Here is a 22337-nt window from a genome sequence, read left to right on the forward strand (position 1 = left end):
AATCAGTCACAAATACTGTAAATCTATTCACAAAAAGGACGGTTATTCGTATGTGGCATAGACCCTGCCCCCCGTTTCCTCCCGTCGCCAAGCTGGGTACAGCTATGGCGAGGGTCTCCACGGGGGAAGACAGATGAATAAGTGTTTAGAAAGTATAAGAAAAAATTAGATGAGTAACTGGACTGCAAAAGTAAAGGGATTGCTAAATTTGTTTTTGCAATCCACCTGTCCCATATGCCAGCGTCCGACGCCCAAACAATTTTGTCAAGACTGCCACAGGCAACTGGAACGCTGCCAAATGTCCAAACCTGACAAATTTTGGCGCGGAGAACTGCCGATTTTTGCTTGGGGAGTGTACGGCGGGGCGCTCAAAAGGGCGCTCAAAGTACTGAAATACGAAAAAAAACTAGAAATAGCAGAGCCTTTGGGACACTGGCTTGGCGAAGCTTGGCTGAAATCTGCCTTGGCTGGTAGTACAAAACTGACAGTAGTACCTATTCCACTTCATGCAAACAAGCAGCGCCAAAGAGGTTACAATCAGGCAGAGTTACTGGCAGAAAGTTTTTGCGAGGTAGCTGGGTTGCCCATAGAACGATATGGTTTGGAACGGGTGCGGGATACAAAACCACAGTTTGGCTTGTCTGCGGTAGAGCGAAAACAAAATGTGGCCGGGGCGTTTGAATTGGGAAAAGGATTTTCGCAGCGTCGTCCTGCTTCAGCAATTCTGTTGTTAGACGACATTTATACGACTGGAGATACTGCAAGGTCTGCTGCCCATACGCTGCACCAGCATAGAATACGAATCTATGGCATAGCAGCGATCGCTACTCCTGGGCCAAATAATTCCTTCGATCGCACTAAACTGGAAACCTAAGTTAGTTGCAGCTATTCTGAGATGCGACCCAAGCAAATCGCCAAAAATAGATCTAGTCCGGTAAATTAACTTTATAATTGAACAATTTGCTTTTTGCCAAAATATTGCCCTTCATGATGATTAAAGCTTTTACTGCTCGTTTTAGCCCAGCCCTGCTCGTTCCTGCAACCCTGCTGGCAGTTTGCTTAAGTACACTGACAGTTCGGGCTCAAACTCGGTTGTATGACCCTATTTCCTTACCAGCTAATAATGAAATTACCGATTCCCTATCGGACAAGGATATTCCCACGGGGCAGGGCGGCTTTGCCCGCGACTATGTGGTAAATTTGGATGCCGGAGACAACGTGGCGATCGATCTCACATCGGAAAACTTTGACACGATCGTCACCTTGCTAAAAAACGGCGCGACAGTGGCGGAAAATGATGACGGAGCCGACGGCAGCACCAACTCTTTGCTGTTCACTCGCATTAAAGAGAAAGGCGCTTACATTATTAGAGTGCGGGCGTTTGGCGAAACGGCGGGTGGTGAATTTAAGCTGAAAGTAAGGCGCTTGCGAGAGATTTAGCGAATCGGGAAATAGCTTTCATCCCATTCTAGAGTCCGGTGAGGAGACAGAGTAGTAAAGCTTCTGTCCACTCCACGACAGCGCCATAGGTATCGCCGGTATGACCGCCTAATTTGTGATTGAACCACGCACCGGTGAGAACGGCGATCGCACTGCCACCAAAAACCATACCTGCTGCCATCAGCCAGCTGCGCTCATCTACAATAACTAAAAACCCGCTCAGTCCCAGCAGCAGGACAAAACCAGGGATGAGATCGGAAGCTGAAGGGTTGGATTCCTTATGAATTGCGCCTTTACCCGTAGGTTTGAGGTAGGGATAGCAGATGATAGCCACCAATTGCCCCCAACGTCCCCAACCAGCCGCCGCCATCAAAGCCAACCAGCGGTAAGAATCAATATCTCTTAAAGCTACTGTTTTCAATAACAAAATTGCGATCGCCGCCATCGCGCCAAACGCCCCCGTCACGCTGTCAGACATCACCTCTAGGCGACGTTGGGGATCTGGTACTGCCAGCCCATCTGCCGTATCCATTGCACCATCCAGATGCAGCCCGCCCGTGACAGCAACCCAAGCCACGATCGCAAGGGCAGACCGGGTAAGTATCGGCATACCCAGCAGATGCAGCCCAGCATCCAGCAGTCCTAAAATTCCGCCGATCGCCACTCCGACGAGTGGGGCGAGGCGGGCGATACCCCGGAAAGCTAGCGTCCAACTAATGGGGACGGGCAGACAGGTGTAAAAGGCGATCGCCGCAGCCAGCGTACTTGTCTGCTGATGCCAAAACTGACGAACCCATCTAACCCAGTGTCGATGACTCATATCGGAACTACTCTCGTTTACCTAAAGGTACAACGGGAATTCTGAAAAATTTAGCCATTTTGTCAAAAAATTAAAAGCTCCTTGCATAGGCTTTTGAGCGGTAATAAAGGATTATAGATTGTAAATTGCTCATATACTCATCCTATCGCTTGTTAAACAGCTTTATCTTTCTCAGACTCGCATATGCGCCAACTTATACCTTTTGAGACCCCACTTCCGGCATTTGGCGCAGTGAATTACGTAAATTTAATGATGGGTTGGCTAAAAAATCTAGGATAAGATGATCTCGTTAATAAGATTTGTCTGATAAGCATTCACAACATATTTGTTGAGATTGCCAGCAGATTTTATTTTCGCCGTCAGATTTCTAACTCGCGCTGCCCCTAACCTTGTATTCCCGCTGGCAATTATTTATCCCAGGGATAGGTGTACGCTTTCTCTCTCAAGGATTAAGTTGGTCTGTAGGGCTTGACCCTGCTGTTACATTTAACCATTTTCTGCAAATATGAAGGCTCATTGAGACTAGAGGTATTTTCCTTATGAGTCAAGATCAATTCCCTACCCAGCTGCCTGCCCCTTGCATTATAGATACCGGCACTATCGTTAACAAGTTAGATATGCGGAGAATTTTAACGGATTTGCGCCATGTCCGTTACCTCCACATTCAGGACGGTAAATTACAAAGCGAGGGAGAAGGTTTTGTGCTGGAAGTTTTTGGCGATCCCAGTCGAGCAACCTTAGTTGCTAACCATGCCCTCTATCTTAATGTCTACAGTTTTGATTGCCTGGATCTGAAGCAGTCTCCCCAGTGCGAATGTTATTTCGATCTAGTGCAAGATAGCCGTCGATTGCGGCTGATTCCCCTATCGAATCCACTGCAAGAGGTCGTGGGTGACAATTTCAATGAAGCTGACTTGGAAGCGGTGGTCGATCGAGTCCTTTCGGCAAAATGGGATCTTAATATTGACGATGATAACGATTACTCTTTTTGAACTATTCCCCGTAAATTGCCAGAACCATACTCTGAGCTTTCTGTCTACTTTTATGAATGGGAGAGAGAATAAGAGAGTTTAACTCCCGTATTCTCTCCCTTGATGCTTTCAACCTTACTCGCTTTGAGGAGAAAGATAGGTATAACGACCGAGGCTGCGTTCGTAATTTTGCAGCAACAATTGAGATTCTTGCAAGGTAATTCGTTTTTCTTGAAGTGCTTGTTCGCAACGTTGACGAATACTTTCTACAAGGTCTTCAGCATCGTATTGAACATAGCTGACAACTTCGCTCATCGTGTCACCTTTGACAACGTGTTCGATTTGGTATCCCTTGGGCGTTAGCTGTATATGGACAGCGTTTGTATCGCCGAATAAATTGTGAAGGCTACCCATGATTTCTTGATAGGCTCCACTTAGGAATATGCCCAGGTAATAAGGTTCTCCCGGTTTAATGGTATGCAGTTCTAAAACTGATTTAACATCCCGCAAATCGATAAATCGATCGATTTTACCATCGCTGTCACAGGTGAGATCTGCCAGAATACCTCGCCGCGTAGGTTCTTCATCTAGACGATGAATAGGCATAATAGGGAATAGCTGGTCGATCGCCCAACAATCCGGTGCAGATTGAAACACCGACAGATTGATGTAATAGATGGAAGCCATGATTTTTTCCAGGTCTTCCAACTCATCGGGAACGTAATCTTGCAGTCTGGTAATGGCGAGAATCTTTTCACAACAAGCCCAGTAGATCCGCTCTACCCTGGCACGTTCCGTGAGGCGCAAAATCCCCAAATTAAAGCGACTGATCGCTTCTTCTTTAAACTGAGTAGCGTCGTGATAGGCTTCCTGATAATTCTCAGTGTTAATTGATTGGTAGGTTTCCCAAAGATTCCAGACAATGGGAGGTTCTCCATCTTTGGGAGGTTCTGGCTCTCCGAAGGGGACATCAGAAGTACTGAGAACGTCAAAAATGAGTACAGATTGATGAGAAGCGATCGCTCTACCACTCTCGCTAATTAACGTCGGTACTTGTACTTGTTGTTCGGCGCAGGCATCCTTCAACTCTGCCACGATATCGTTGGCATAGTTCTGCATATTGTAATTCTTGGAAGCGTAGAAATTCGTTTGGGAACCGTCGTAGTCCACACCCAAACCGCCGCCGACATCGAGATACTTCATGTCAGCTCCCAGCTTGGCTAATTCCACGTAGATTTTGCTCGCTTCCTGGATCGCATCTTTGATAACGTGAATAGCAGAAATTTGAGAGCCAATGTGGAAATGTAACAGTTGCAAAGAATCTAATAAATTAGCTGACCGCAACTTATCAACAGCTTGGATAATTTCGGGAATAGTGAGGCCAAATTTAGCCCGATCGCCACTAGAGCTTCCCCAGCGTCCCATACCCTGAGTACTCAGCTTAGCGCGGACGCCCACAATTGGTTTAATACCCAGTTGTTTGGCGGCGTTAATCACCAAATCTACTTCTTCCACCTGCTCTAGGACAACTATAGGTGTTTGTCCCAGTCGCTGCGCCAACATTGCCGTTTCGATGTATTCTCGATCTTTGTAGCCGTTGCAAATCAGAAGAGCTCCTAGCGTATCCAACATTGCCAAAGCGATCATCAGTTCTGGTTTGGAACCTGCTTCCAAGCCAAATTGATGAGGTTTGCCAAATCTGACTAAATCTTCAAGGAGATGCTTTTGCTGGTTGCACTTGACCGGGTAGACACCACGGTAGACACCAGGATAGTTGTAGCGTGCGATCGCTTTAGCAAAGCAAGCATTCAACCGCTCAATCCGGTCTTCTAAAATATCTGAGAAGCGAATCAACAACGGCAACTTCAGGTTTCTATCCTTAAGCGCATTTACCAGTTCAAACAAATCCAGCGAACCGCCGCGTTCGCCTTTGGGAGAAACTGTAACCCGACCGGCAGCATTAATCGAAAAATACGGCTCACCCCATCCCTGTATTCGGTAAAGCGCTTCGCTATCCTCAATAGTCCATTGCCGGGAAACTTCTCTAGTTACTGGCAGAAGCCCTTTTGATTTTACTTCCGCTAACGCCGATTTTCCGAGTTTTTCTTGGAATACTGTTCCATCTGCCATTGGCTGCATTGCCATACTTTTCCCCCCTTGCAACGACTACCGAATAATAAATCTAGCGTATTTGCAAAAAAGTAGCTGACCGATTTTTGGGAAGCGATCGGCAGAATTTGGCAAAAGTAGACGGCAATTGCTTTACCATACCCTGTGAAGGAATTTTGGGAGCAAGTGTTGTAGTGGAACGCACATTTCTAGCAGTCAAACCGGACGGCGTACAGCGCGGACTGGTCGGCGAAATCATCCGTCGTCTAGAAGCCAAAGGTTTTACCCTCGTCGGACTCAAACTGATGAAAGTCAGCCGCGAACTCGCCGAACAGCACTACGACGTGCATCGAGAAAAGTCCTTTTTCCCCGGTTTGGTTGAATTTATCACCTCTGGCCCCGTTGTGGCTATGGTTTGGGAAGGTGAAGGCGTCGTAGCATCAGCACGGAAACTCATCGGCGCGACCAACCCGCTGACAGCCGAACCGGGAACCATTCGCGGGGATTTTGGTGTCAGTGTCGGTCGTAACCTCATCCACGGTTCGGATGCTGTGGAAACGGGACGGCGCGAAATTGCTCTTTGGTTCAAAGAAGAAGAGTTGGTAAGTTGGCAGCCCACTTTGACTTCTTGGCTCTACGAATAATTTAAAGGGAAAAGATTTGTTTTCTTTCCTTTTTTTCTTGCATATATACATGATGCCATTGGTGAATCGATGGCATTTTTTTTAATAATTCGTGATGTAAGAAAATGACTATAAGCAATGAGTAATTTCGATTGGAAAGTTGTTTGGCGAGGCGATCGCACAAACAAATAGACTCATTTCTCGCTCAAAAAAACACACCCACCCAACTCAATCTATCGGGTGGGAATTCTAATTTCAGAGCCAATTAAACTAAAGTTCGTAAGTGTTGAACCAATTGTGGCCCCGATAGCACACCCTCAATGCGATTGACTGGTTTACCGTTTTTAAAGAGTACCAGCGTCGGCAGAGCTTGAATGCCATACTCAGAAGCCAAGCGAGGATATTTATCGGTGTCAATTTTGACAATCTTTACCCGCCCCTGCATCTGTGCGTTCACTTGCTCTAGAATGGGAGCCATCATCTGACACGGGCCGCACCAGGTAGCGAAAAAATCTACCAACACTGGCACGTCCGAACTAGATAGCAACTCTGGAAAACTGTTGAACTGTTGTTTGGTAGCCATAAGCCAAAACCTATATTTGCTTAACGCTAACTCAATCGTAGATTATCGATCGAAAGAATTTTGTGAGTCTCAGGTACGAATCAACTTAATATAGTTAGCGCAGTTATTCAAATCAGCGACATACATGGAAGTATTGCCAGAGAACGATCGGCGGTTGCGCGGACAAGTTGCAATTGTTACAGGTGCATCGCGGGGAATCGGTCGCGCTACAGCCTTAGCCTTAGCAGCTGAGGGAGCCAACGTGGTGGTCAACTATGCCAGTTCCAGTGGTGCAGCCGAACAGGTAGTAGCAGAAATTACTAACAGCGGAGGTAATGCGATCGCACTCCAAGCCGACGTTTCCAAAGCTGACCAAGTGGACACGCTTCTCAACGCCACAATGGACAAGTGGGGTCGCGTCGATGTACTTGTCAATAATGCTGGTATCACCCGCGACACTCTTTTATTAAGGATGAAACCAGAAGATTGGCAAGCAGTAATCGACCTCAACCTTACTGGCGTATTTCTCTGTACTCGCGCCGTCAGTAAAGTAATGCTGAAACAACGCTCCGGTCGCATTGTTAATATTACTTCTGTGGCCGGTCAAATGGGAAATCCCGGTCAAGCTAACTACAGCGCTGCTAAAGCTGGTGTGATTGGATTTACCAAAACCATTGCCAAAGAACTTGCCAGTCGCGGTATTACGGTGAATGCGGTTGCACCTGGATTTATTGCCACAGATATGACCAGCAATCTCAAATCAGACGAGATTTTGAAATATATCCCGCTGGGACGCTACGGTCAACCAGAAGAAGTTGCGGGTATGATTCGCTTTCTCGCTGCTGACGCAGCGGCTTCCTACATCACCGGACAAGTATTTAATGTCGATGGTGGCATGGTTATGGCATAAGTAATTGCGTCAGATGGACTTTGTTTGTTCATGGTTCATTGTTCATCAGTATTTCCACGTACAAGGAACCACGAACAACCTGACATATATATAGTATTACTGCTGTTAGTTTACCGAGACTGAAGCTTTGAGAGCTAAGCTTAAGATAGAGGTATTTCACTTCCGTTTATGGTAAATAACGTGCCCAGCATTGACGAGTTACGAGAAAGTTTTACGAAAGTCTATGATGGCCCAGACCGATTGCAACGAGAGTATGATTTAGCGCGGGAAGCAGAGCGGTTGAATATGCCGCTGGATACCTATCGCCGCTTTTATGAATTGAGAGGAGAAGAACCGATTGACCCTTACCCCAAACCAAAGAATTGGCGGGAGATTGGCAGTACTTGGGCGAAGTGGTTGATACATCTGCCTAAAAAAAAGAAGTTAGCTTTACTTCGTAAGGGCGTATTTAAGTTAGTGCAAAGTGGGGTAGTAATCACCGTTGTATGTGCATTTGGTAGCTACATTTGGGAAGCACCAAAAAGACAGAAGCAAGTACACTATCAAGCTTGGCAGATAATTAATTCAGCAAAAGAGAGAACTAGCGGGGGAAGAATTGAAGCTTTGCAAGATTTGAATGATGATGGTGTTTCTTTGGCCGGATTGAATGCAAAAGGAGTATTTTTAGCGAAGATAAACTTGGAAGGTGCTGACTTATATAAAGCTGAACTTAGTGAAGCTTATCTCGATCGAGCCAACCTTGCTAAAGCGAATCTTATTGGAGCTAGCCTGACTAATGCTTCCCTCAGCCAAGCCAATCTGATTAAAGCTAACCTTTTTCGAGCTAAACTCGATAGAACCGACCTCTCTCAGGCGAAACTCTATCAAGCCAGCCTAAACGAAGTTAACTTAAGTGAAGCTGACCTGGAAGAAGCTAATCTCACTGGAGCTTTGCTCAAAAAAGCCAACCTCAGTAAAACCACGCTCTACGGAGCTATCTTCCGGGGTGCTGATTTGGATAAAGCTAATCTCCAGGGTGCTGAGCTATGTGGAACTGTTTTCGACACGGCTGGCAAAAGTAATCGGATTGTGGAAAGAGAGGGATGTGCAGATTTTCGGGGAGCTAAGAATTTAACCCCCTCACAAGTTAAAGCAGCTAAAGATTGGCAAAAAGCCGACTACGACCAAGAGTTTCGCAAACAGCTGAATTCACAGCCAGAGAAACCGCCAGCCAGCAAAAACACAAAGGGTAAGCCTTGAGAAGCAGGCGATCGCATTTACAAATCTTTACTTTAAGTTTCTTCCTAATATTGTTGAGTTTGCTTGTTCGTAATGTAAAATTTATTAATTATTCATTATCCTCTTGAGTAAGATGACAAAGCAAAAAATTTCATTTCCTGGTTGGAATAGTTTATCAACTGAGCAACAGTCAATCATAAAAAAAATGCTAACAGCATTAATTACTGTGAGTGAAATAAATGACGATTTGTTATTTGCACCTACCAGCAACACCCAATCGCCAGAAAAAACAAACAGAATGGCTTCGGGGGAACGGATGAATTTTTTGAGGACGAGAGAGTTAATAAATGAGGATAATTTAAGAGAGTTAATAAATGAGGATAATTTAAGCAAGGAATTTGAACTTGTCAGTCCGGAAGACGCGCCAACAAATGCGGTGCGAATAGAGGATTTTCTCGCGCCTACTGATTGTGTTTCTTCATGTCGTAACATCTGTCGGCAACAACATCGCCCTGGCACCCCAGAATATAAAGAATGTCTTAAGAATTGTGTAGATGGTTGTCGTCAATTAGTTGCTCCACATTAAACCACGATCGTAGAGTGAGATACACAGAAACCCGACAAATCCTGGCAAGTCGGGGCTATTTCCAAAAAATAGCTTGTGCTTCAAAATCAGACTGTAATCTCTAGAGCGCCAGTGCAGTATTGACGCATCTTTGCTCAAAAACCCGGTTTTTTTGCGTTGAAGCAATAAGATATCTGTCTTCTCGATCGCAAAAACTGGGTGGAAAGGAACTACTGGACTGGCGCTCTAGCCTGGGTCTGCAAATTTTGATTAGCACTCGAAGCCTCAGAGTGCTAAATTGGCTAATGGAAGCGCGAGAAAACGAAAGATGGCAAAAATAGTTGCATTCGATGAAGACTCTCGGCGGGCATTAGAACGGGGCGTCAACGCCCTGGCCGACGCCGTTAAGATTACCTTGGGGCCAAAAGGTCGCAACGTCGTACTGGAAAAGAAATTTGGCGCACCGGAGATTGTCAACGACGGGATTACCATTGCCAAAGAAATTGAACTGGAAGACCCATTAGAAAACACGGGTGCCCAGCTAATTCGGGAAGTAGCCTCTAAAACCAAAGATGTTGCTGGCGATGGTACTACTACTGCCACCGTTCTAGCCCAAGCGATGATTCGGGAAGGCTTGAAGAACGTCGCTGCTGGTGCCAATCCAGTTTCCTTGCGACATGGCATCGAAAAAACGATCGCCGCCTTGGTGAAGGAAATCGAAGCAATTGCCAAGCCGGTCGAAGGTGCTGCCATTAACCAAGTAGCAACCGTTTCCGCCGGTAACGACGAGGAAGTCGGACAAATGATTTCCGAAGCGATGGAGAAAGTCACCAAAGACGGCGTAATTACCGTTGAAGAATCCAAATCGCTGACAACGGAACTGGAAGTAGTCGAGGGAATGCAGATCGATCGCGGTTACATTTCCCCCTACTTCGTTACCAACAACGAACGGATGACGGTGGAATACGAAGATGTTCGCATCTTGATTACCGACAAAAAAATTAACGCCATCCAGGATTTAATTCCCGTTTTAGAACGAGTTGCGCGGTTGGGTAAACCCTTACTGATAATTGCCGAAGATGTAGAAGGGGAAGCTTTGGCAACTTTGGTAGTGAACAAAGCCAGAGGCGTGTTAAGTGCTGCTGCCATTAAAGCACCTGGTTTTGGCGAACGCCGCAAAGCCATGCTGCAAGACATCGCCGTCCTCACCGGCGGTCAGATGATTTCCGAAGAAGTCGGACTCAGCTTGGATGCTGTCAGCCTAGAAATGCTGGGAGTCGCACGCAAAGTCACCATTGACAAAGAAAGCACCACTATTGTTGCCGGTGGCGAAACGAAAGCAGATGTAGAAAAGCGGATCGGTCAAATTCGCAAACAACTGCAAGAAACCGACTCGGAATACGACAGAGAGAAATTCCAAGAACGGATTGCCAAACTTGCCGGTGGTGTAGCTGTGATTAAAGTAGGCGCAGCTACCGAAACCGAACTCAAAAACCGCAAGCTGCGAATTGAAGACGCTCTCAACGCCACCAAAGCTGCTGTGGAAGAAGGGATTGTACCAGGTGGCGGCACTACTTTGATTCACCTGTCCAAGAAAATTAACGAAATTAAAAATAGCTTGGGCGAAGAAGAAAAGATCGGTGCGGATATTATTGGACGATCGCTGGAAGCACCTTTGCGTCAAATTGCCGATAATGCAGGCGTAGAAGGTTCTGTAATCGTCGAAAAAGTGCGAGACACCGAATTCAATATCGGCTACAACGCGCTGGCAGAAAAATTTGAAGATATGATTGCCGCTGGAATTATCGACCCAGCCAAAGTTGTGCGATCGGCTTTGCAAAACGCCGGTTCGATCGCCAGTATGGTATTAACAACCGAAGCTTTGGTTGTCGAAAAACCAGAGAAGAAACCTGCTGGCGGTGCGCCCGATATGGGTGGTATGGGCGGCATGGGCGGTATGGGCGGTATGGGCGGCATGATGTAGGGATATCTCATCAGTCATTAGGACAATTTTGGCGATAAATGATGAGCGCTCGTTAATACAGCCCTTTTAGACACAGAAAAACCCGGTTTCTTCAAGAAACCGGGTTTTTTAGCGGCGAAGATTACCCTAGTTTTTCTACCTGAATATTATTGTTTCTCCCACTCCCCCACTCTCCATAGCAATAAGTTCAATCTTTGTGGAGAATTAGGATATCCTGGTAGCTGGTATGTTCGCTGCGACCGCACCAAGAGCCGTAATATTTACCCTGGACGGTGAAGCCGCGATCGCGAATCCACTCCATCAGCAAATCTTCCTGGAAGCCAGTGAAATACTCCGGCATATCCACGCTGGTAGCAAAGTAATCATCAATTTGGTAAACAAGTTCGGCAGAACTTTTCCCTTGGGCAATCAACTTTGCCGACTCTTCGTTGTAGATAAAGACAGTACAAAAACAACGACCGCCACGCTTGAGAACTCGATAGATTTCTTCTAGGTAATGGCGAACTTCGCAAGCAGGTATGTGAGTAAAGACCGACCCCAGAAAAGCTAAGTCGAAACTTTCGTCATCGTAGGGGAAAACAAATTCGATCGCTTGCAAAGTTCCTTTCGGATTATAAAGTTGATTGTAAATGTCTACCTGTTGGAAATTGAAGTTGGGAAACCGAGAACTGATATTTGTTTTAGCCCATTCAATCAATTCCTCCATAATATCGAAGCCTTCGTATCGGGCGGTGGGAGCCAAGTAGTAAGCTAGGCTGTAGGCCATGCGACCCATACCGCAGCCAATATCGAGTACGGAGTCTGTCGGTAGGAGATTGGCTCTATGTAAAAAGTAGCCGAGAAACTCAAGGGATGTAATGGTAAAGTATTCGTCTGCGCCTGCGCCGATCCAGGCAAGCAATTCGCCCTGCTCTAAACTGGGAATTGGTAGAGAAGGTTCGACAAGACGGAGTAGACTTCCTCCCCATCCCTCTTTAAACAAGGGAGTTACAGCGATCAAGCAATCCCGAATTTCTTGTGGGTCGTCTTTTCCTAAAGGCACGCGAATGCGGAAGCGAGCCTTTTGAGCGTATTCTAGATTTGGATAAACCTGCACGACGTCAGGGCTTTTGATCTCCAAAGCCATCTCGAACTCGGTAAACTCTTTACCTGCACAGGTAACCTTAAAGCTTTCCAGAGAGCCTGCGTTAATTGAAGCTGCCCAGCCTGATATTTGTAAGACTTTGTTTTGGATAAATACTTTATCCAAGCTGCCCCAGGTGCGAATCAGTTTAGTTGGTGCGATCGTCATCATTTGCGTGTATTGGACAATGTTATGGTAAGGAATCGGGGCTGGAGCGCAAAAGATGTCACTTTTGTCGCCCAGGATTTAATAGAATCGCGCTTGAGTATCGTCTAAAAATAGCATGGCAGAAAAACATTTCTCACCTTCAGGATTAGCTGCACAAGCCGTTGTGGAAGATGAAGATGAATCTTATGTTGATTTCAACTACGACGAACCTGGGAGTCTACCTGGAACTCTCGACCTTGAGGCAGACGCCCCTCCACCAACTATTGTGTTGATTGACTATAACGAAGCCAAAGCGACCCGCGTTGAAGTCCAGACACCGGAAGCTTGCCTTCCCTATTTGGATACCGAGTCGGTTTCTTGGGTTGATGTGCTGGGCTTGGGAAATGAAGATATTTGGCGGAGAATGGGTCAAGTGTTTAATTTGCATCCCCTGGTGCTGGAAGATGTGGTGAATGTACCCCAGCGGCCTAAAGTGGAGGATGTGGATTCCCAGTTAGTGATTATTGCTCGTATGGTGATGCCCAAGGAAAGTGGATTTGGTTTTTACAGCGAGCAGGTTAGTTTTGTGTTGGGTAAGTATTACCTGCTGACGGTGCAGGAAGAACCAGAGCGGGATTGCTTCCAACCGGTGCGCGATCGCATTCGCGCTAACAAAGGCACTATCCGTCAGCGCGGAGCCGATTATCTAGCTTACACGCTTTTAGATGCAATTATCGATGGATTTTTCCCTGTGCTGGAAACCTACGGCGAGCGCATCGAAGAACTAGAAGATGAAGTAGTCGTTAACCCAACGCGGCGCACTTTAGAAAAAATTTATCAAATCAAACGGGAATTACTGGCCCTCCGCCGCGCTATTTGGCCGCAACGAGATGCTATTAATTCGCTGATCCGAGATGGCAGCGATTTGATTGGCCCCGATGTGCGAATTTACTTGCGGGATTGTTACGATCACGCGGTTCAGGTGATGGATATTGTGGAGACTTACCGGGAACTGTCTTCTGGTTTGATGGATGTCTATCTATCCAGTGTCGGTAACAAAATGAATGAAATTATGAAGCTGCTGACGGTGATTTCCTCAATTTTTATTCCCCTAACTTTTATTGCTGGTGTATATGGAATGAACTTCAACACAGAAAAATCGCCTTGGAATATGCCAGAACTGAATTGGTACTGGGGCTATCCCCTGTGTTTGGCTGTGATGATTGCGACTGCTGGCAGTCTGGTATACTTTTTCTGGCGTCGCGGCTGGTTTGATAATATTTCCGTAGTTAAGGAAGATTGAGGGGGGCAGGGGGGCAGGGGGGCAGGGGGGCAGGAAAGTTTGACGATTTTTCTACACCCCACCAACATAAAATAATTTTCTTCCGCGAACATGAATTAGCTCTGCCCACTCCCCCACTCCCCCACTCCCCCGCTCCCCTGCCTTTAAATTTTCTTTGACGACAATGAAGTAGCCCTGCTGGGAGAGGGGGAATAACTATGCTCAATGCCCTATTCCCTCATTTAATCGAAAATCCAAAATCTAAAATCTAAAATAAAAAAGAAGAGAGTAGGCGCAGGCGGTTGCGGATTGGCGAAAGCCAGTCTGAGGAAAGTCCGGGCTCCCGAAGGACCAGACTTGCTGGGTAACGCCCAGTGCGAGCGATCGCGAGGATAGTGCCACAGAAAGATACCGCCAGCCAATTTTGGATTTTAGATGCCAGGATTTTAGATTCAAATCTAAAATTTAAAATCGGTTGGTAAGGGTGCAAAGGTGCGGTAAGAGCGCACCAGCAGCGTCGAGAGGCGCTGGCTCGGTAAACCCCGGTTGGGAGCAAGGTCGGAGGAACTACGGTTGGTCTTTTACCGGTTCCGCTGCTTAGGTACCGCTAGAGGCGTCTGGTAACAGGCGTCCCAGATAGATAACTGCCTTCTGTGCTGCACGTCAGTCAGAAAACAGAACCCGGCTTATGTCCGACTCTCTTCCCTCTGATTTTTTTTCTAGCTATTTTTGTCGGTGCAAAAAGAACTCATAGTGGAGGTAGAGGAGCTGTTCATCGATGTAGCTAAAATGATAGGGGCTCATAGAAGTCTGCCTTTACACCATGAATCTCAGCTACCCACGCCGTCAAAAACAACTCCAAACCTTGATTCAAAAGCTCGGACTTCCTGAAAAAACGCCAGTTAAGTGGCAGTTACTTGACTTGGCGCTAACTCATCCTACTTTTTCGGCAGAGGATAACTACGATCGGCTGGAGTTTGTGGGAGATTCGGTTGTGCGCGTCGCGGCGGCGGAGTTTTTGTGGGAAACTTATCCTCAGAGCAGTGTGGGCGATTTTTCGGCTCTGCGGGCAGAATTGGTGAGCGATCGCATCTTGGCGCAAATAGCCGATAGTTATGGATTTGAAGACTATTTGCTTATGGATAAGAGCGCGGCGGGAGATACGGCGGGACGAGAAACTAGGTTAGCGGACGCCTTAGAAGCCGTTTTGGGCGCTCTTTACCTCAGCACTCACAGCCTGCAATTGGTGCGCCCTTGGTTAGATCGGCACTTTAAAGAGATAACGGCAGAAATTCTCTCCGATCCGGCTCGTCGTAATTATAAAGCAGCTTTTCAGGAATTTACCCAGGCGGCATACAAGATTTTGCCAGAGTATGAAATTAGGGAAATGAAGCAAGTTCGGGGTAATACCCAGATGTTCACCGCCGTTGTCAAAGTGTTGGGAGAGACATGGGGAATAGGTAAGGGAGGATCGAAAAAAGCAGCGGAACAAGCTGCTGCGAAACAAGCTTTTGAGCAGATAAAAATTAAAATGTCAATAGTCAACAGTCAGTAGAAAATCAAAAGTTAAAAGTTAAAAGTCAAAAGTTAAAAGTCAAAAGTCAAAAGTCAAAAGTCAAAAGTCAAAAGTTAAAATAAATAATACACTGGGGAGACAATTAACCAATGACTACTGACCGAAAAAAATGGGTTTCAAACCTCCCATTTCAAAGGGAACGCTCAAAAAATTATACCGAATTTCAAGCTCCGCCCGGTCATTGCGGAGCTAATCCAAAATCCAAAATCTAAAATCCAAAATCGAGTGACAAATGACGATTAAAGTTGCTGTATTGGGGGCTGGGCGTTGGGGCGTTCACTTGGTACGAAACTTCTTAGAAAATCCCCAAGCGCGTTTGATGGCGGTGGTAGACCCGAACTTGGATCGGTTGGCAGCTTTGCGATCGCGCTATCAATTAGATGAGAGTGTAGTTCTGGCAACGGATTGGCAACAGGTGCGAGCATTGCCGGAATTGGAGGCTGTGGCGATCGTCACCCCAGCTTCAACCCACTATACCTTAATCGCTGATGCCCTCCAGCAAGGCTATCACGTTCTGGCAGAAAAACCTTTAACTCTCTACCCAGATGAGTGCTACGAACTTTGTCGCCTTGCAGAACAACAGCAACGTCAACTTGTGGTAGACCACACCTATCTATTTCATTCCGCAGTCATTGGCGGACAAGCGGTGATGCAAAAGGGAACATTGGGAGAATTGCGGTATGGCTACGCCGCTAGAACCCACCTTGGCCCAGTGCGTCAGGATGTTGATGCAATGTGGGATTTAGCTATTCACGATATCGCCATTTTCAATAGCTGGCTGGGCGAAACTCCGTCTCAAGTACAAGCTACTGGCAACGTTTGGCTGCAAAATGGATTAGCCGATTTGGTATGGGTGACGCTGACTTATCCCAGCGGATTTCAAGCATACATTCATCTGTGTTGGTTGAATCCAGATAAGCAGCGGCGTTTGGCAGTTGTAGGCAGTCAAGGAACTTTAATTTTTGATGAATTATCGACAGAATCACCCCTGATTATACAGCACGGAACTTTTGATCGAAATGGCAATAAATTCGATCCTATAAATCAAAGCCGCGAAGTGGTGAATCTGGAATCGGGAGAACCTTTAAAGCGAGTTTGCGAACACTTTCTTAGCTGCGTTAGTCAGAACGCGCCTTCAACGGTTTCTTCGGGTTTGGTTGGCGCTAATTTAGTGCAAATTCTGCGTGCTTTGACGGAATCTTTGGAAAAAGGTGGTGTGCCGATTAGTGTGACTCAGCTTTTGTAGTGGGTTCTCCCATTGTTGTGGCGATCGTAAAAACTTATTTAATTGTAGGGTGGGTTAGGCACGGGCAATCTAAAAGTCAAAAGTCAAAAGTCAAAAGTCAAAATTTACCCTCCTCCCTCTCCCTTTGAGAGCGTGCCGTAACCCACCATCCCACCTATCTGTAACATAACAAATATTTTCCACCATAAACCCTCTAGACTCGATTGTCTGTTGGCATCGTTGGTTAAAATTTAACCGCAGATGTAGGCAGATGAACGCAGATGAACGCAGATAAGATCGCAAATGTTTTAGGCATCGGATGTTAGCGGATTCGAGAGCGTAGGATTATACAGGAAAGTGCTATAATTTTAATAGGCAAGTTTCCCCAAAACAAGTTTTTATAGAAATTCAGGATAATCCGATGCGGTTAGTCAGTATTGACCTGAAAAATATAGTGGCGATCGGTCATGCAGAAGGCTATTTGGGACTGTTGTTAGACCGGGAAGGCGAAAAGGAATATGTCGAGATTCCAGCACCGAGTACGGTTTATAAAGGACTCCAAAAAATTGCCTATATCGCTAATAATGAAGTCGCTTACTTTTCGACTATTAAGGGAGAGAAACCGATCGCGATGCTATCGGTGCGATCGACTATGGCATCCGCGATTGGCTACGATGAATCCCGCCAAATCTTGCAAATAGAATTTTTAAGCGGGACAATCTACCAATACCTTGGTGTGGAGAGGGAAATTTGGGAAAGTTTCCGAGATTCTAGCTCAAAAGGTAAGTTTTTTAACCAAGAGATTAAAGGCCAATATGCTTCCCTGCGCGTAGATAAGAATAGGGTAGAAAATTAGCGAGTATAATGGGGGATTGTTGGCTACGGTGACATTCCCCTATTTATTGAGTGAGCGGTAAATACCATGAAAGAAATAGTTACGTTCTTTTTCGGATTAGGATTTGTTTTCAATGCCAGTTTATTTATTCCACAAGCATTAAAAATTACAAAAAACAAAAGTGCTAAGAACGTATCATTAATAACTTTTATGGGTTTTAATTTTATCCAGCTAAACGGGGTATTATATGGCTATTACCAAAACGACTGGATTTTAATGTATGGAAATTTGATAAGTTTGCTAAGTTGTGGTACTGTAACCTGTTTAGCAATAGTTTATCGTCACAATTAATCCCAAATCTGCTGCGATTACCCTCATTATTTTTGGAGGGAATGGGGTAGCTGGAGAAGAAAAAATTACCTTAACCCTGAGTAGATTTGATATAAGCAACTGCTAGGGGTGCGATTTTTTCTGTAACTGTGGAAATAACAAAGCGATCGAACTCACTCCACACTCTAGGTTGACCGAAAACACAGGGTTGCAAAATTCCCCACAATAAACCATCCTGACATAAATGAGCGTGAACTAATGCGCGATGACCGAAGTTTTTTCGTTCAAAATCTTGGTTGACGACTTCGGGGTTAGCTGTTTCTATATCTTCCACAAAAATAGATGGTTCTGTACGCAATGCTGCGGCATACAAAGGGTCTTCATCGGGTAAAGATGCGGGTTCTTTTTTCCAGTGGTATTCAGTGACATCGGGATATTCAGAAAAGCGACGCCAACAGTAAGCTACTTTGCCAATATCCTGGTAGGGATTGTACAAGTAAAGGAAAATGCGATCGCACTTTAACACCTCGCCCAAAGCTGGCAGTAAATCAGAAAAAACAGCATCTGGCGTAGTGCTTTTGCTCAAAATTGTATCCAGAACTGGGGGTAAAGTTTGGTGCGTCATGAATGTATTGATAATCACAGGTTTGCTTTACACGGACGTAACTCTTTTGGCAGAAGTACATCTACCTTAAGATAGTTCTAAAGAAAGAGGTGGTCAAAGAGCGGGTTATTGAACATAGACAGCAGACAAGTCATAATAAATAAGAATAGAACAATTTAAAACACAGATGGCTATAAAGGAATTTTTGGAACGAATTTCCGATACTGTATGGGAAATTCCCATATCCTACAAGGAAGGAATGCGCGTACCCGCCCGGATTTACGGTACAGAAAAGATAATTGCAGAATTAGACGAAGCGGTTTATGACCAAGTTACCAACGTAGCGACGCTGCCGGGAATAACTAAGTACGCCTTGTGTATGCCAGACGGACACTTTGGCTATGGATTTCCTATCGGTGGCGTGGCGGCAATGGATGTGGAACAGGGAGGGGTTATTTCTCCTGGCGGCATCGGTTTTGATATCAATTGCGGAATGCGCCTGGTTGTCACAAATCTAACCTACGATGAAGTTAAACCGCATATTAAAAATATAGTAGATAGGCTTTACGAAAGAGTTCCTGCGGGAGTGGGAAGCAGGGGTTTTGTGAAGCTTTCGCGGAATGATTTTCGGGAAGTTGTTGAGGAAGGGGCGCAATGGTGCGTTCGCAACGGTTATGGTTGGGAAGAAGATTTAGAATTGATGGAAGAAAACGGTTGCCTTCAGGGTGCGGACTCTGGAAAAATTAGCGATAAGGCGATCGATCGCGGTTTCAATCAAATCGGTACTTTGGGTTCTGGCAATCACTATTTGGAAATTCAAGTTGCGAAAGAGTCAAATATTTTCGACGCAGAGTTAGCGGCAAGATTGGGAATTTTCATGCCGAATCAAGTAGTGGTAATGTTCCACTGCGGCAGTCGGGGATTCGGTCATCAAGTAGCGACTGATTACTTGCAAATTTTTCTGAAAGTAATGGAGAGTAAGTATGGTATTAAAATACTGGATCGCGAATTAGCTTGTGCGCCTTTCAACTCTCCGGAAGGACAAGCTTATTTTGCGGCGATGAAGTGCGGCATTAATATGTCTTTTGCCAATCGCCAAGTGATCCTGCACCGCATTCGAGAAGTGTTTTCGGACATATTTAAAAAATCGCCAGAAAAGCTCGGTATGCACATGGTTTACGATGTCGCGCACAATACCGCTAAGCTAGAGCGTCATATTATTGATGGTAAAGAGCGATCGCTTCTCGTACACCGCAAAGGCGCAACTCGCGCTTTTGGCCCAGGTATGGGAGATGTTCCGGAAAGGTATAAAGATATCGGTCAGCCAATTATTATTGGCGGCAGTATGGAAACGGGATCTTATTTATTAGTTGGAGTACCCAGCGGCGACCAAACTTTTTTCAGCACCGCACACGGTAGCGGACGCACAATGAGTCGTACCAAGGCGCGAAAAACTTGGCGTGGAGATAAACTTTTGAAGAATATGGAAAGCCGGGGAATTTATGTTCGCAGTACTTCAATGCCGGGACTGGCAGAAGAAGCGGGAGGCGCTTACAAAGACATTGATGATGTGATTGAAGCGGCTGAATTAGCTGGGATTAGTAAAAGGGTGGTGCGCTTGACTCCGATTGGGAATATTAAGGGATAGCTCATGTTCAGATTTTAGAATAATTGGAGAATTGAAACATGGGCAGATACATCAATTGCTTCGTGGGAGGGGAGGGTAAGATCGTTTGGAAGTACGGATTTGGCGTACAAAAATCGGAGATGCACAGAATTTATGACGAGCTTGGAATTGGTGAATACAAGCTAGTAAAAGATGTAGATTACCAAGAGAATAATTTAGAAAAGATTACCAACAGAATCTATGAATATACTGACGATTGGAGGGAAGCTGATTGCGACGTACTAATATTAACGCGCAGTGACATCGTTAAGTTAGACGAGAAACTGGCAATTTTGGAAGCTGAAAGCAACGATCGATGGTACATAGGAATGATTCAAGCAATTAGGGACTTTATGATTAAGCATCCCAACCTAGAAGAGTTTGTATTTGAGGGAGAATGGTAAATTTTGTGGAGAGTAGTGATGCCAATGCACTCGTTAAAGAACATCTCGAATTATGCAATTATAAAGTGTCGGGCTACTGGGATCAAAAAGATGAATTTTATGAAGAAATTACGTTGCCTCCTTCCCTGTCGGCTGAGTTAATCAGCAGTTCTATTGGTGTTACAGACAGAGAAGAATGGATACAACTGAAATTTGTCCTCAAAGCTGATAGGCTTGCTTCAGAAGATAAACTTAGTCACGGACGGACAGAAAAAAAGATTGGCGAAGTGATTCTGATTTATGATAAAAATATGGAATTTGTTGATGAGAATTGGCAAATAGATATCGATTCTCCTTTTGTTATTGTCAAACGTTAACAAAGATATGCGATCGCCCGCAATAGTTAGCATAAAAAGGATAATTTATGCAAGTACGGACACCACTAACAGTGATTACTGGGCCACTCGGAAGCGGCAAAACAACTCTGCTTCGTCACATCCTCGATAGTTTTCCCAAAAAAATCGCCATTCTGATGAATGAATTTGGCGAAATTGCGATCGACACCAAAATTATTCAAGGTAAAAATGTGGAAATGGCCGACCTTGGCGGGGGGTGTGTCTGCTGTTCGCTGCTGGGCGAATTTGAAGCTGCTGTCAACGAAATTGTCGATACAGTCGATCCCGATAATATTGTAGTGGAAACAACCGGAGTTGCGGAACCGGATGCACTGGTTTTCGATATTCAAGAAAGTCTCACTAGAGTGCGTTTGGATGGAGTTGTCACCGTCATCGATGCGGATGCAATGGTAAAATATCCGCAAGTCGGTCATACCAGCAGGATGCAAATTGAAGCGGCAGATACCATCCTTTTAAATAAAGTGGATTTGGTGTCGGAAATTGAGTTAGAAGCTATAGAAAAAAAGCTCAATTCCTTCAACGAAATTGCCTCAATTTTGCGAACGAAACGGTGTCAGGTAGATGTAGATTTGCTATTCGGTATTGGTAGAGAGCGAATGCAACCGCCACCCCACCACGTTCATCAACCGGAATTTGAATCTTTCGGCTACAAAACTGCTGCCATTTTAAATAGCGAACGTTTTGGGGAATTTGCCAACTTACTACAAACAGATGTTTATCGATCCAAAGGTTTTGTAAAATTTTCGGATGGAAATTATCTGTTTAATTTTGTAGCTGGACGTTGGGATTTGGAGCCGTTTGAACAAGAGGGAACCGAACTGGTTTTCATCGGCAAAAAAGTGTGCGATCGCCAAGAGCAAATTATCAGTCAATTAAAATTGTGCGAGCAATAGCTTATGGATTATGAGTTTCTGGAAGATGTTGCCACTGCGGATATTGCTTTTCGCGCTAATGGAAAAGATTTACCAGAACTTTTCCAAGCCGCAGGCGATGCGACTGTCAACACCATGATCGATAATTTGGAAGAAATAAAACCAAGGGAAACGCGCAGTTTCACCTTAGAAAATGATGCCTTAGATTTGTTGCTTTTCAATTTTTTGCAAGAACTAATTTATTATAAAGACAGCGAATTACTTTTATTGAGAGCGCAGGAAGTTCAGATTGAAGAGAAAGATAACTTATATCATTTGAGTGCGGTTACTGCGGGAGAAAAGCTCGATCCAAACCGACACGAACAGCGCGTAGATGTCAAAGCTGTGACATTACATCAATTTGAATTGCGAAAAAGCGATCGCGGTTGGACGGCTATGGTAATCCTTGATATATAGTCCGCTCGGAAAGAGCCGTCAACCCGCTTGTCGGTTGGCAATATTTTTAAGCCATCCTATGTGCCAAATAACTTCAGGTTTATTCTCACACGAGTATAGGCTAACTGTGCCGGCGACGCGATTAGTCTATACTTTTTTTAGTAGAGTGTATTGCCTACCTTGCAGAAAAGCGGTGTTAGACGCGGTTGACCCAAAATAATAGTGCCTCAAATAGCAGTCG

Annotated in this window: 23 protein-coding genes and 1 other RNA gene; 19 read left to right on the top strand and 5 right to left on the bottom strand. The window is 45.3% G+C overall.

Annotated features, from left to right (window positions below; all coding sequences use genetic code 11):
- Nucleotides 1-169 precede the first annotated feature (169 nt).
- Both ACE1CD_RS06335 and ACE1CD_RS06340 read left to right on the top strand, forming a co-directional pair.
- Nucleotides 170-874, top strand: a complete 705-nt coding sequence (locus ACE1CD_RS06335; RefSeq protein WP_374795209.1) for a ComF family protein — start codon at nucleotides 170-172, stop codon at nucleotides 872-874.
- 77 nt (nucleotides 875-951) lie between these two features.
- Complete coding sequence (locus ACE1CD_RS06340) at nucleotides 952-1440, top strand: PPC domain-containing protein (protein ID WP_374822471.1); 489 nt, start codon at nucleotides 952-954, stop codon at nucleotides 1438-1440.
- 28 nt (nucleotides 1441-1468) lie between these two features.
- Here ACE1CD_RS06340 and cobS read toward each other — a convergent pair whose 3' ends face one another.
- Entirely contained in the window at nucleotides 1469-2260 is a 792-nt protein-coding gene (gene cobS, locus ACE1CD_RS06345) for an adenosylcobinamide-GDP ribazoletransferase (RefSeq protein WP_374822474.1), read from the bottom strand.
- Nucleotides 2261-2799: 539 nt separating this feature from the next.
- On the opposite strand from cobS, the gene ACE1CD_RS06350 reads away from it, so the two are divergent.
- Nucleotides 2800-3252, top strand: a complete 453-nt coding sequence (locus ACE1CD_RS06350; RefSeq protein WP_374822477.1) for a hypothetical protein — start codon at nucleotides 2800-2802, stop codon at nucleotides 3250-3252.
- 114 nt (nucleotides 3253-3366) lie between these two features.
- Here the strand turns inward: ACE1CD_RS06350 and speA are convergent, their stop codons facing one another.
- Nucleotides 3367-5376, bottom strand: a complete 2010-nt coding sequence (speA, locus tag ACE1CD_RS06355) for a biosynthetic arginine decarboxylase (RefSeq protein WP_374822480.1) — start codon at nucleotides 5374-5376, stop codon at nucleotides 3367-3369.
- 158 nt (nucleotides 5377-5534) lie between these two features.
- On the opposite strand from speA, the gene ndk reads away from it, so the two are divergent.
- Nucleotides 5535-5984: a nucleoside-diphosphate kinase gene (ndk, locus tag ACE1CD_RS06360; RefSeq protein ID WP_374795264.1), complete on the top strand. Its 450-nt coding sequence runs from the start codon at nucleotides 5535-5537 to the stop codon at nucleotides 5982-5984.
- A 244-nt stretch (nucleotides 5985-6228) separates the two neighbouring features.
- On the opposite strand, the gene trxA is transcribed toward ndk, so the two are convergent.
- Nucleotides 6229-6546 carry a thioredoxin gene (gene trxA, locus ACE1CD_RS06365; RefSeq protein WP_374795215.1) on the bottom strand — a complete coding sequence of 106 codons (318 nt, stop codon included), beginning with the start codon at nucleotides 6544-6546 and terminating at the stop codon, nucleotides 6229-6231.
- Nucleotides 6547-6670: 124 nt separating this feature from the next.
- Here trxA and fabG point away from each other — a divergent pair, with 124 nt between their 5' ends.
- The 4 genes from fabG (at nucleotide 6671) to groL (ending at nucleotide 11202) form a co-directional block, all read left to right on the top strand.
- Entirely contained in the window at nucleotides 6671-7435 is a 765-nt protein-coding gene (gene fabG / locus ACE1CD_RS06370) for a 3-oxoacyl-[acyl-carrier-protein] reductase (protein ID WP_374795216.1), read from the top strand.
- Nucleotides 7436-7603: 168 nt separating this feature from the next.
- A complete protein-coding gene (locus tag ACE1CD_RS06375) occupies nucleotides 7604-8674 on the top strand; it encodes a pentapeptide repeat-containing protein (protein WP_374822482.1) in 1071 nt (356 codons plus the stop codon).
- Between the two features lie 184 nt (nucleotides 8675-8858).
- Nucleotides 8859-9239 (top strand): hypothetical protein, encoded by a 381-nt coding sequence (locus tag ACE1CD_RS06380; protein WP_374822485.1) that lies wholly within the window; start codon nucleotides 8859-8861, stop codon nucleotides 9237-9239.
- 307 nt (nucleotides 9240-9546) lie between these two features.
- Entirely contained in the window at nucleotides 9547-11202 is a 1656-nt protein-coding gene (gene groL, locus ACE1CD_RS06385; protein ID WP_374795219.1) for a chaperonin GroEL, read from the top strand.
- 187 nt (nucleotides 11203-11389) lie between these two features.
- Here groL and ACE1CD_RS06390 read toward each other — a convergent pair whose 3' ends face one another.
- Nucleotides 11390-12496 (bottom strand): class I SAM-dependent methyltransferase, encoded by a 1107-nt coding sequence (locus tag ACE1CD_RS06390; RefSeq protein WP_374795220.1) that lies wholly within the window; start codon nucleotides 12494-12496, stop codon nucleotides 11390-11392.
- 112 nt (nucleotides 12497-12608) lie between these two features.
- Here ACE1CD_RS06390 and corA point away from each other — a divergent pair, with 112 nt between their 5' ends.
- From corA to ACE1CD_RS06420, 6 genes are all read left to right on the top strand, one after another.
- On the top strand, nucleotides 12609-13775 hold the full coding sequence (gene corA / locus ACE1CD_RS06395; protein WP_374795221.1) for a magnesium/cobalt transporter CorA: 1167 nt from the start codon (nucleotides 12609-12611) through the stop codon (nucleotides 13773-13775).
- Nucleotides 13776-14039: 264 nt separating this feature from the next.
- Nucleotides 14040-14458: RNase P RNA component class A (gene rnpB, locus ACE1CD_RS06400), an RNA gene on the top strand.
- Nucleotides 14459-14577: 119 nt separating this feature from the next.
- Nucleotides 14578-15309 carry a ribonuclease III gene (rnc, locus tag ACE1CD_RS06405; RefSeq protein WP_374795222.1) on the top strand — a complete coding sequence of 244 codons (732 nt, stop codon included), beginning with the start codon at nucleotides 14578-14580 and terminating at the stop codon, nucleotides 15307-15309.
- A 253-nt stretch (nucleotides 15310-15562) separates the two neighbouring features.
- Nucleotides 15563-16576 carry a Gfo/Idh/MocA family protein gene (locus ACE1CD_RS06410; RefSeq protein ID WP_374822488.1) on the top strand — a complete coding sequence of 338 codons (1014 nt, stop codon included), beginning with the start codon at nucleotides 15563-15565 and terminating at the stop codon, nucleotides 16574-16576.
- Between the two features lie 400 nt (nucleotides 16577-16976).
- The gene (locus tag ACE1CD_RS06415) at nucleotides 16977-17411 is read left to right on the top strand and encodes a KTSC domain-containing protein (protein ID WP_374795224.1); all 435 of its coding nucleotides are present in this window, start codon (nucleotides 16977-16979) and stop codon (nucleotides 17409-17411) included.
- Nucleotides 17412-17477: 66 nt separating this feature from the next.
- A complete protein-coding gene (locus ACE1CD_RS06420) occupies nucleotides 17478-17741 on the top strand; it encodes a SemiSWEET family sugar transporter (RefSeq protein ID WP_374795225.1) in 264 nt (87 codons plus the stop codon).
- Between the two features lie 70 nt (nucleotides 17742-17811).
- Here the strand turns inward: ACE1CD_RS06420 and ACE1CD_RS06425 are convergent, their stop codons facing one another.
- Complete coding sequence (locus tag ACE1CD_RS06425) at nucleotides 17812-18363, bottom strand: GAF domain-containing protein (protein ID WP_374822490.1); 552 nt, start codon at nucleotides 18361-18363, stop codon at nucleotides 17812-17814.
- A 148-nt stretch (nucleotides 18364-18511) separates the two neighbouring features.
- Here ACE1CD_RS06425 and ACE1CD_RS06430 point away from each other — a divergent pair, with 148 nt between their 5' ends.
- From ACE1CD_RS06430 to ACE1CD_RS06450, 5 genes are read left to right on the top strand one after another with little or no spacing between them, the layout of a single operon-like run.
- Complete coding sequence (locus ACE1CD_RS06430; RefSeq protein WP_374822493.1) at nucleotides 18512-19972, top strand: RtcB family protein; 1461 nt, start codon at nucleotides 18512-18514, stop codon at nucleotides 19970-19972.
- 38 nt (nucleotides 19973-20010) lie between these two features.
- A complete protein-coding gene (locus ACE1CD_RS06435; RefSeq protein ID WP_374795228.1) occupies nucleotides 20011-20394 on the top strand; it encodes a hypothetical protein in 384 nt (127 codons plus the stop codon).
- Nucleotides 20388-20750, top strand: coding sequence for a hypothetical protein (locus tag ACE1CD_RS06440; protein ID WP_374822495.1), 363 nt, complete (start codon nucleotides 20388-20390; stop codon nucleotides 20748-20750). The genes ACE1CD_RS06435 and ACE1CD_RS06440 overlap by 7 nt, the downstream gene beginning before the upstream one ends.
- A gap of 47 nt (nucleotides 20751-20797) precedes the next feature.
- Nucleotides 20798-21682 (top strand): CobW family GTP-binding protein, encoded by an 885-nt coding sequence (locus tag ACE1CD_RS06445; protein ID WP_374795230.1) that lies wholly within the window; start codon nucleotides 20798-20800, stop codon nucleotides 21680-21682.
- A 3-nt stretch (nucleotides 21683-21685) separates the two neighbouring features.
- Nucleotides 21686-22117 (top strand): archease, encoded by a 432-nt coding sequence (locus ACE1CD_RS06450; RefSeq protein WP_374795231.1) that lies wholly within the window; start codon nucleotides 21686-21688, stop codon nucleotides 22115-22117.
- Nucleotides 22118-22337 lie beyond the last annotated feature (220 nt).

The sequence above is a fragment of the Aerosakkonema sp. BLCC-F183 genome, assembly GCF_041929145.1.
Lineage (GTDB): Bacteria > Cyanobacteriota > Cyanobacteriia > Cyanobacteriales > Aerosakkonemataceae > Aerosakkonema.

Bases quoted from the DNA above. Each gene is read 5' to 3' on its own strand.
- ACE1CD_RS06335 (WP_374795209.1), top strand. From the start codon at position 170: ATGAGTAACTGGACTGCAAAAGTAAAGGGATTGCTAAATTTGTTTTTG.
- cobS (WP_374822474.1), bottom strand. From the start codon at position 2,260: ATGAGTCATCGACACTGGGTTAGATGGGTTCGTCAGTTTTGGCATCAG.
- ACE1CD_RS06350 (WP_374822477.1), top strand. From the start codon at position 2,800: ATGAGTCAAGATCAATTCCCTACCCAGCTGCCTGCCCCTTGCATTATA.
- speA (WP_374822480.1), bottom strand. From the start codon at position 5,376: ATGGCAATGCAGCCAATGGCAGATGGAACAGTATTCCAAGAAAAACTC.
- trxA (WP_374795215.1), bottom strand. From the start codon at position 6,546: ATGGCTACCAAACAACAGTTCAACAGTTTTCCAGAGTTGCTATCTAGT.
- fabG (WP_374795216.1), top strand. From the start codon at position 6,671: ATGGAAGTATTGCCAGAGAACGATCGGCGGTTGCGCGGACAAGTTGCA.
- ACE1CD_RS06375 (WP_374822482.1), top strand. From the start codon at position 7,604: ATGGTAAATAACGTGCCCAGCATTGACGAGTTACGAGAAAGTTTTACG.
- ACE1CD_RS06380 (WP_374822485.1), top strand. From the start codon at position 8,859: ATGCTAACAGCATTAATTACTGTGAGTGAAATAAATGACGATTTGTTA.
- groL (WP_374795219.1), top strand. From the start codon at position 9,547: ATGGCAAAAATAGTTGCATTCGATGAAGACTCTCGGCGGGCATTAGAA.
- ACE1CD_RS06390 (WP_374795220.1), bottom strand. From the start codon at position 12,496: ATGATGACGATCGCACCAACTAAACTGATTCGCACCTGGGGCAGCTTG.
- corA (WP_374795221.1), top strand. From the start codon at position 12,609: ATGGCAGAAAAACATTTCTCACCTTCAGGATTAGCTGCACAAGCCGTT.
- rnc (WP_374795222.1), top strand. From the start codon at position 14,578: ATGAATCTCAGCTACCCACGCCGTCAAAAACAACTCCAAACCTTGATT.
- ACE1CD_RS06410 (WP_374822488.1), top strand. From the start codon at position 15,563: ATGACGATTAAAGTTGCTGTATTGGGGGCTGGGCGTTGGGGCGTTCAC.
- ACE1CD_RS06415 (WP_374795224.1), top strand. From the start codon at position 16,977: ATGCGGTTAGTCAGTATTGACCTGAAAAATATAGTGGCGATCGGTCAT.
- ACE1CD_RS06420 (WP_374795225.1), top strand. From the start codon at position 17,478: ATGAAAGAAATAGTTACGTTCTTTTTCGGATTAGGATTTGTTTTCAAT.
- ACE1CD_RS06430 (WP_374822493.1), top strand. From the start codon at position 18,512: ATGGCTATAAAGGAATTTTTGGAACGAATTTCCGATACTGTATGGGAA.
- ACE1CD_RS06435 (WP_374795228.1), top strand. From the start codon at position 20,011: ATGGGCAGATACATCAATTGCTTCGTGGGAGGGGAGGGTAAGATCGTT.
- ACE1CD_RS06440 (WP_374822495.1), top strand. From the start codon at position 20,388: ATGGTAAATTTTGTGGAGAGTAGTGATGCCAATGCACTCGTTAAAGAA.
- ACE1CD_RS06445 (WP_374795230.1), top strand. From the start codon at position 20,798: ATGCAAGTACGGACACCACTAACAGTGATTACTGGGCCACTCGGAAGC.
- ACE1CD_RS06450 (WP_374795231.1), top strand. From the start codon at position 21,686: ATGGATTATGAGTTTCTGGAAGATGTTGCCACTGCGGATATTGCTTTT.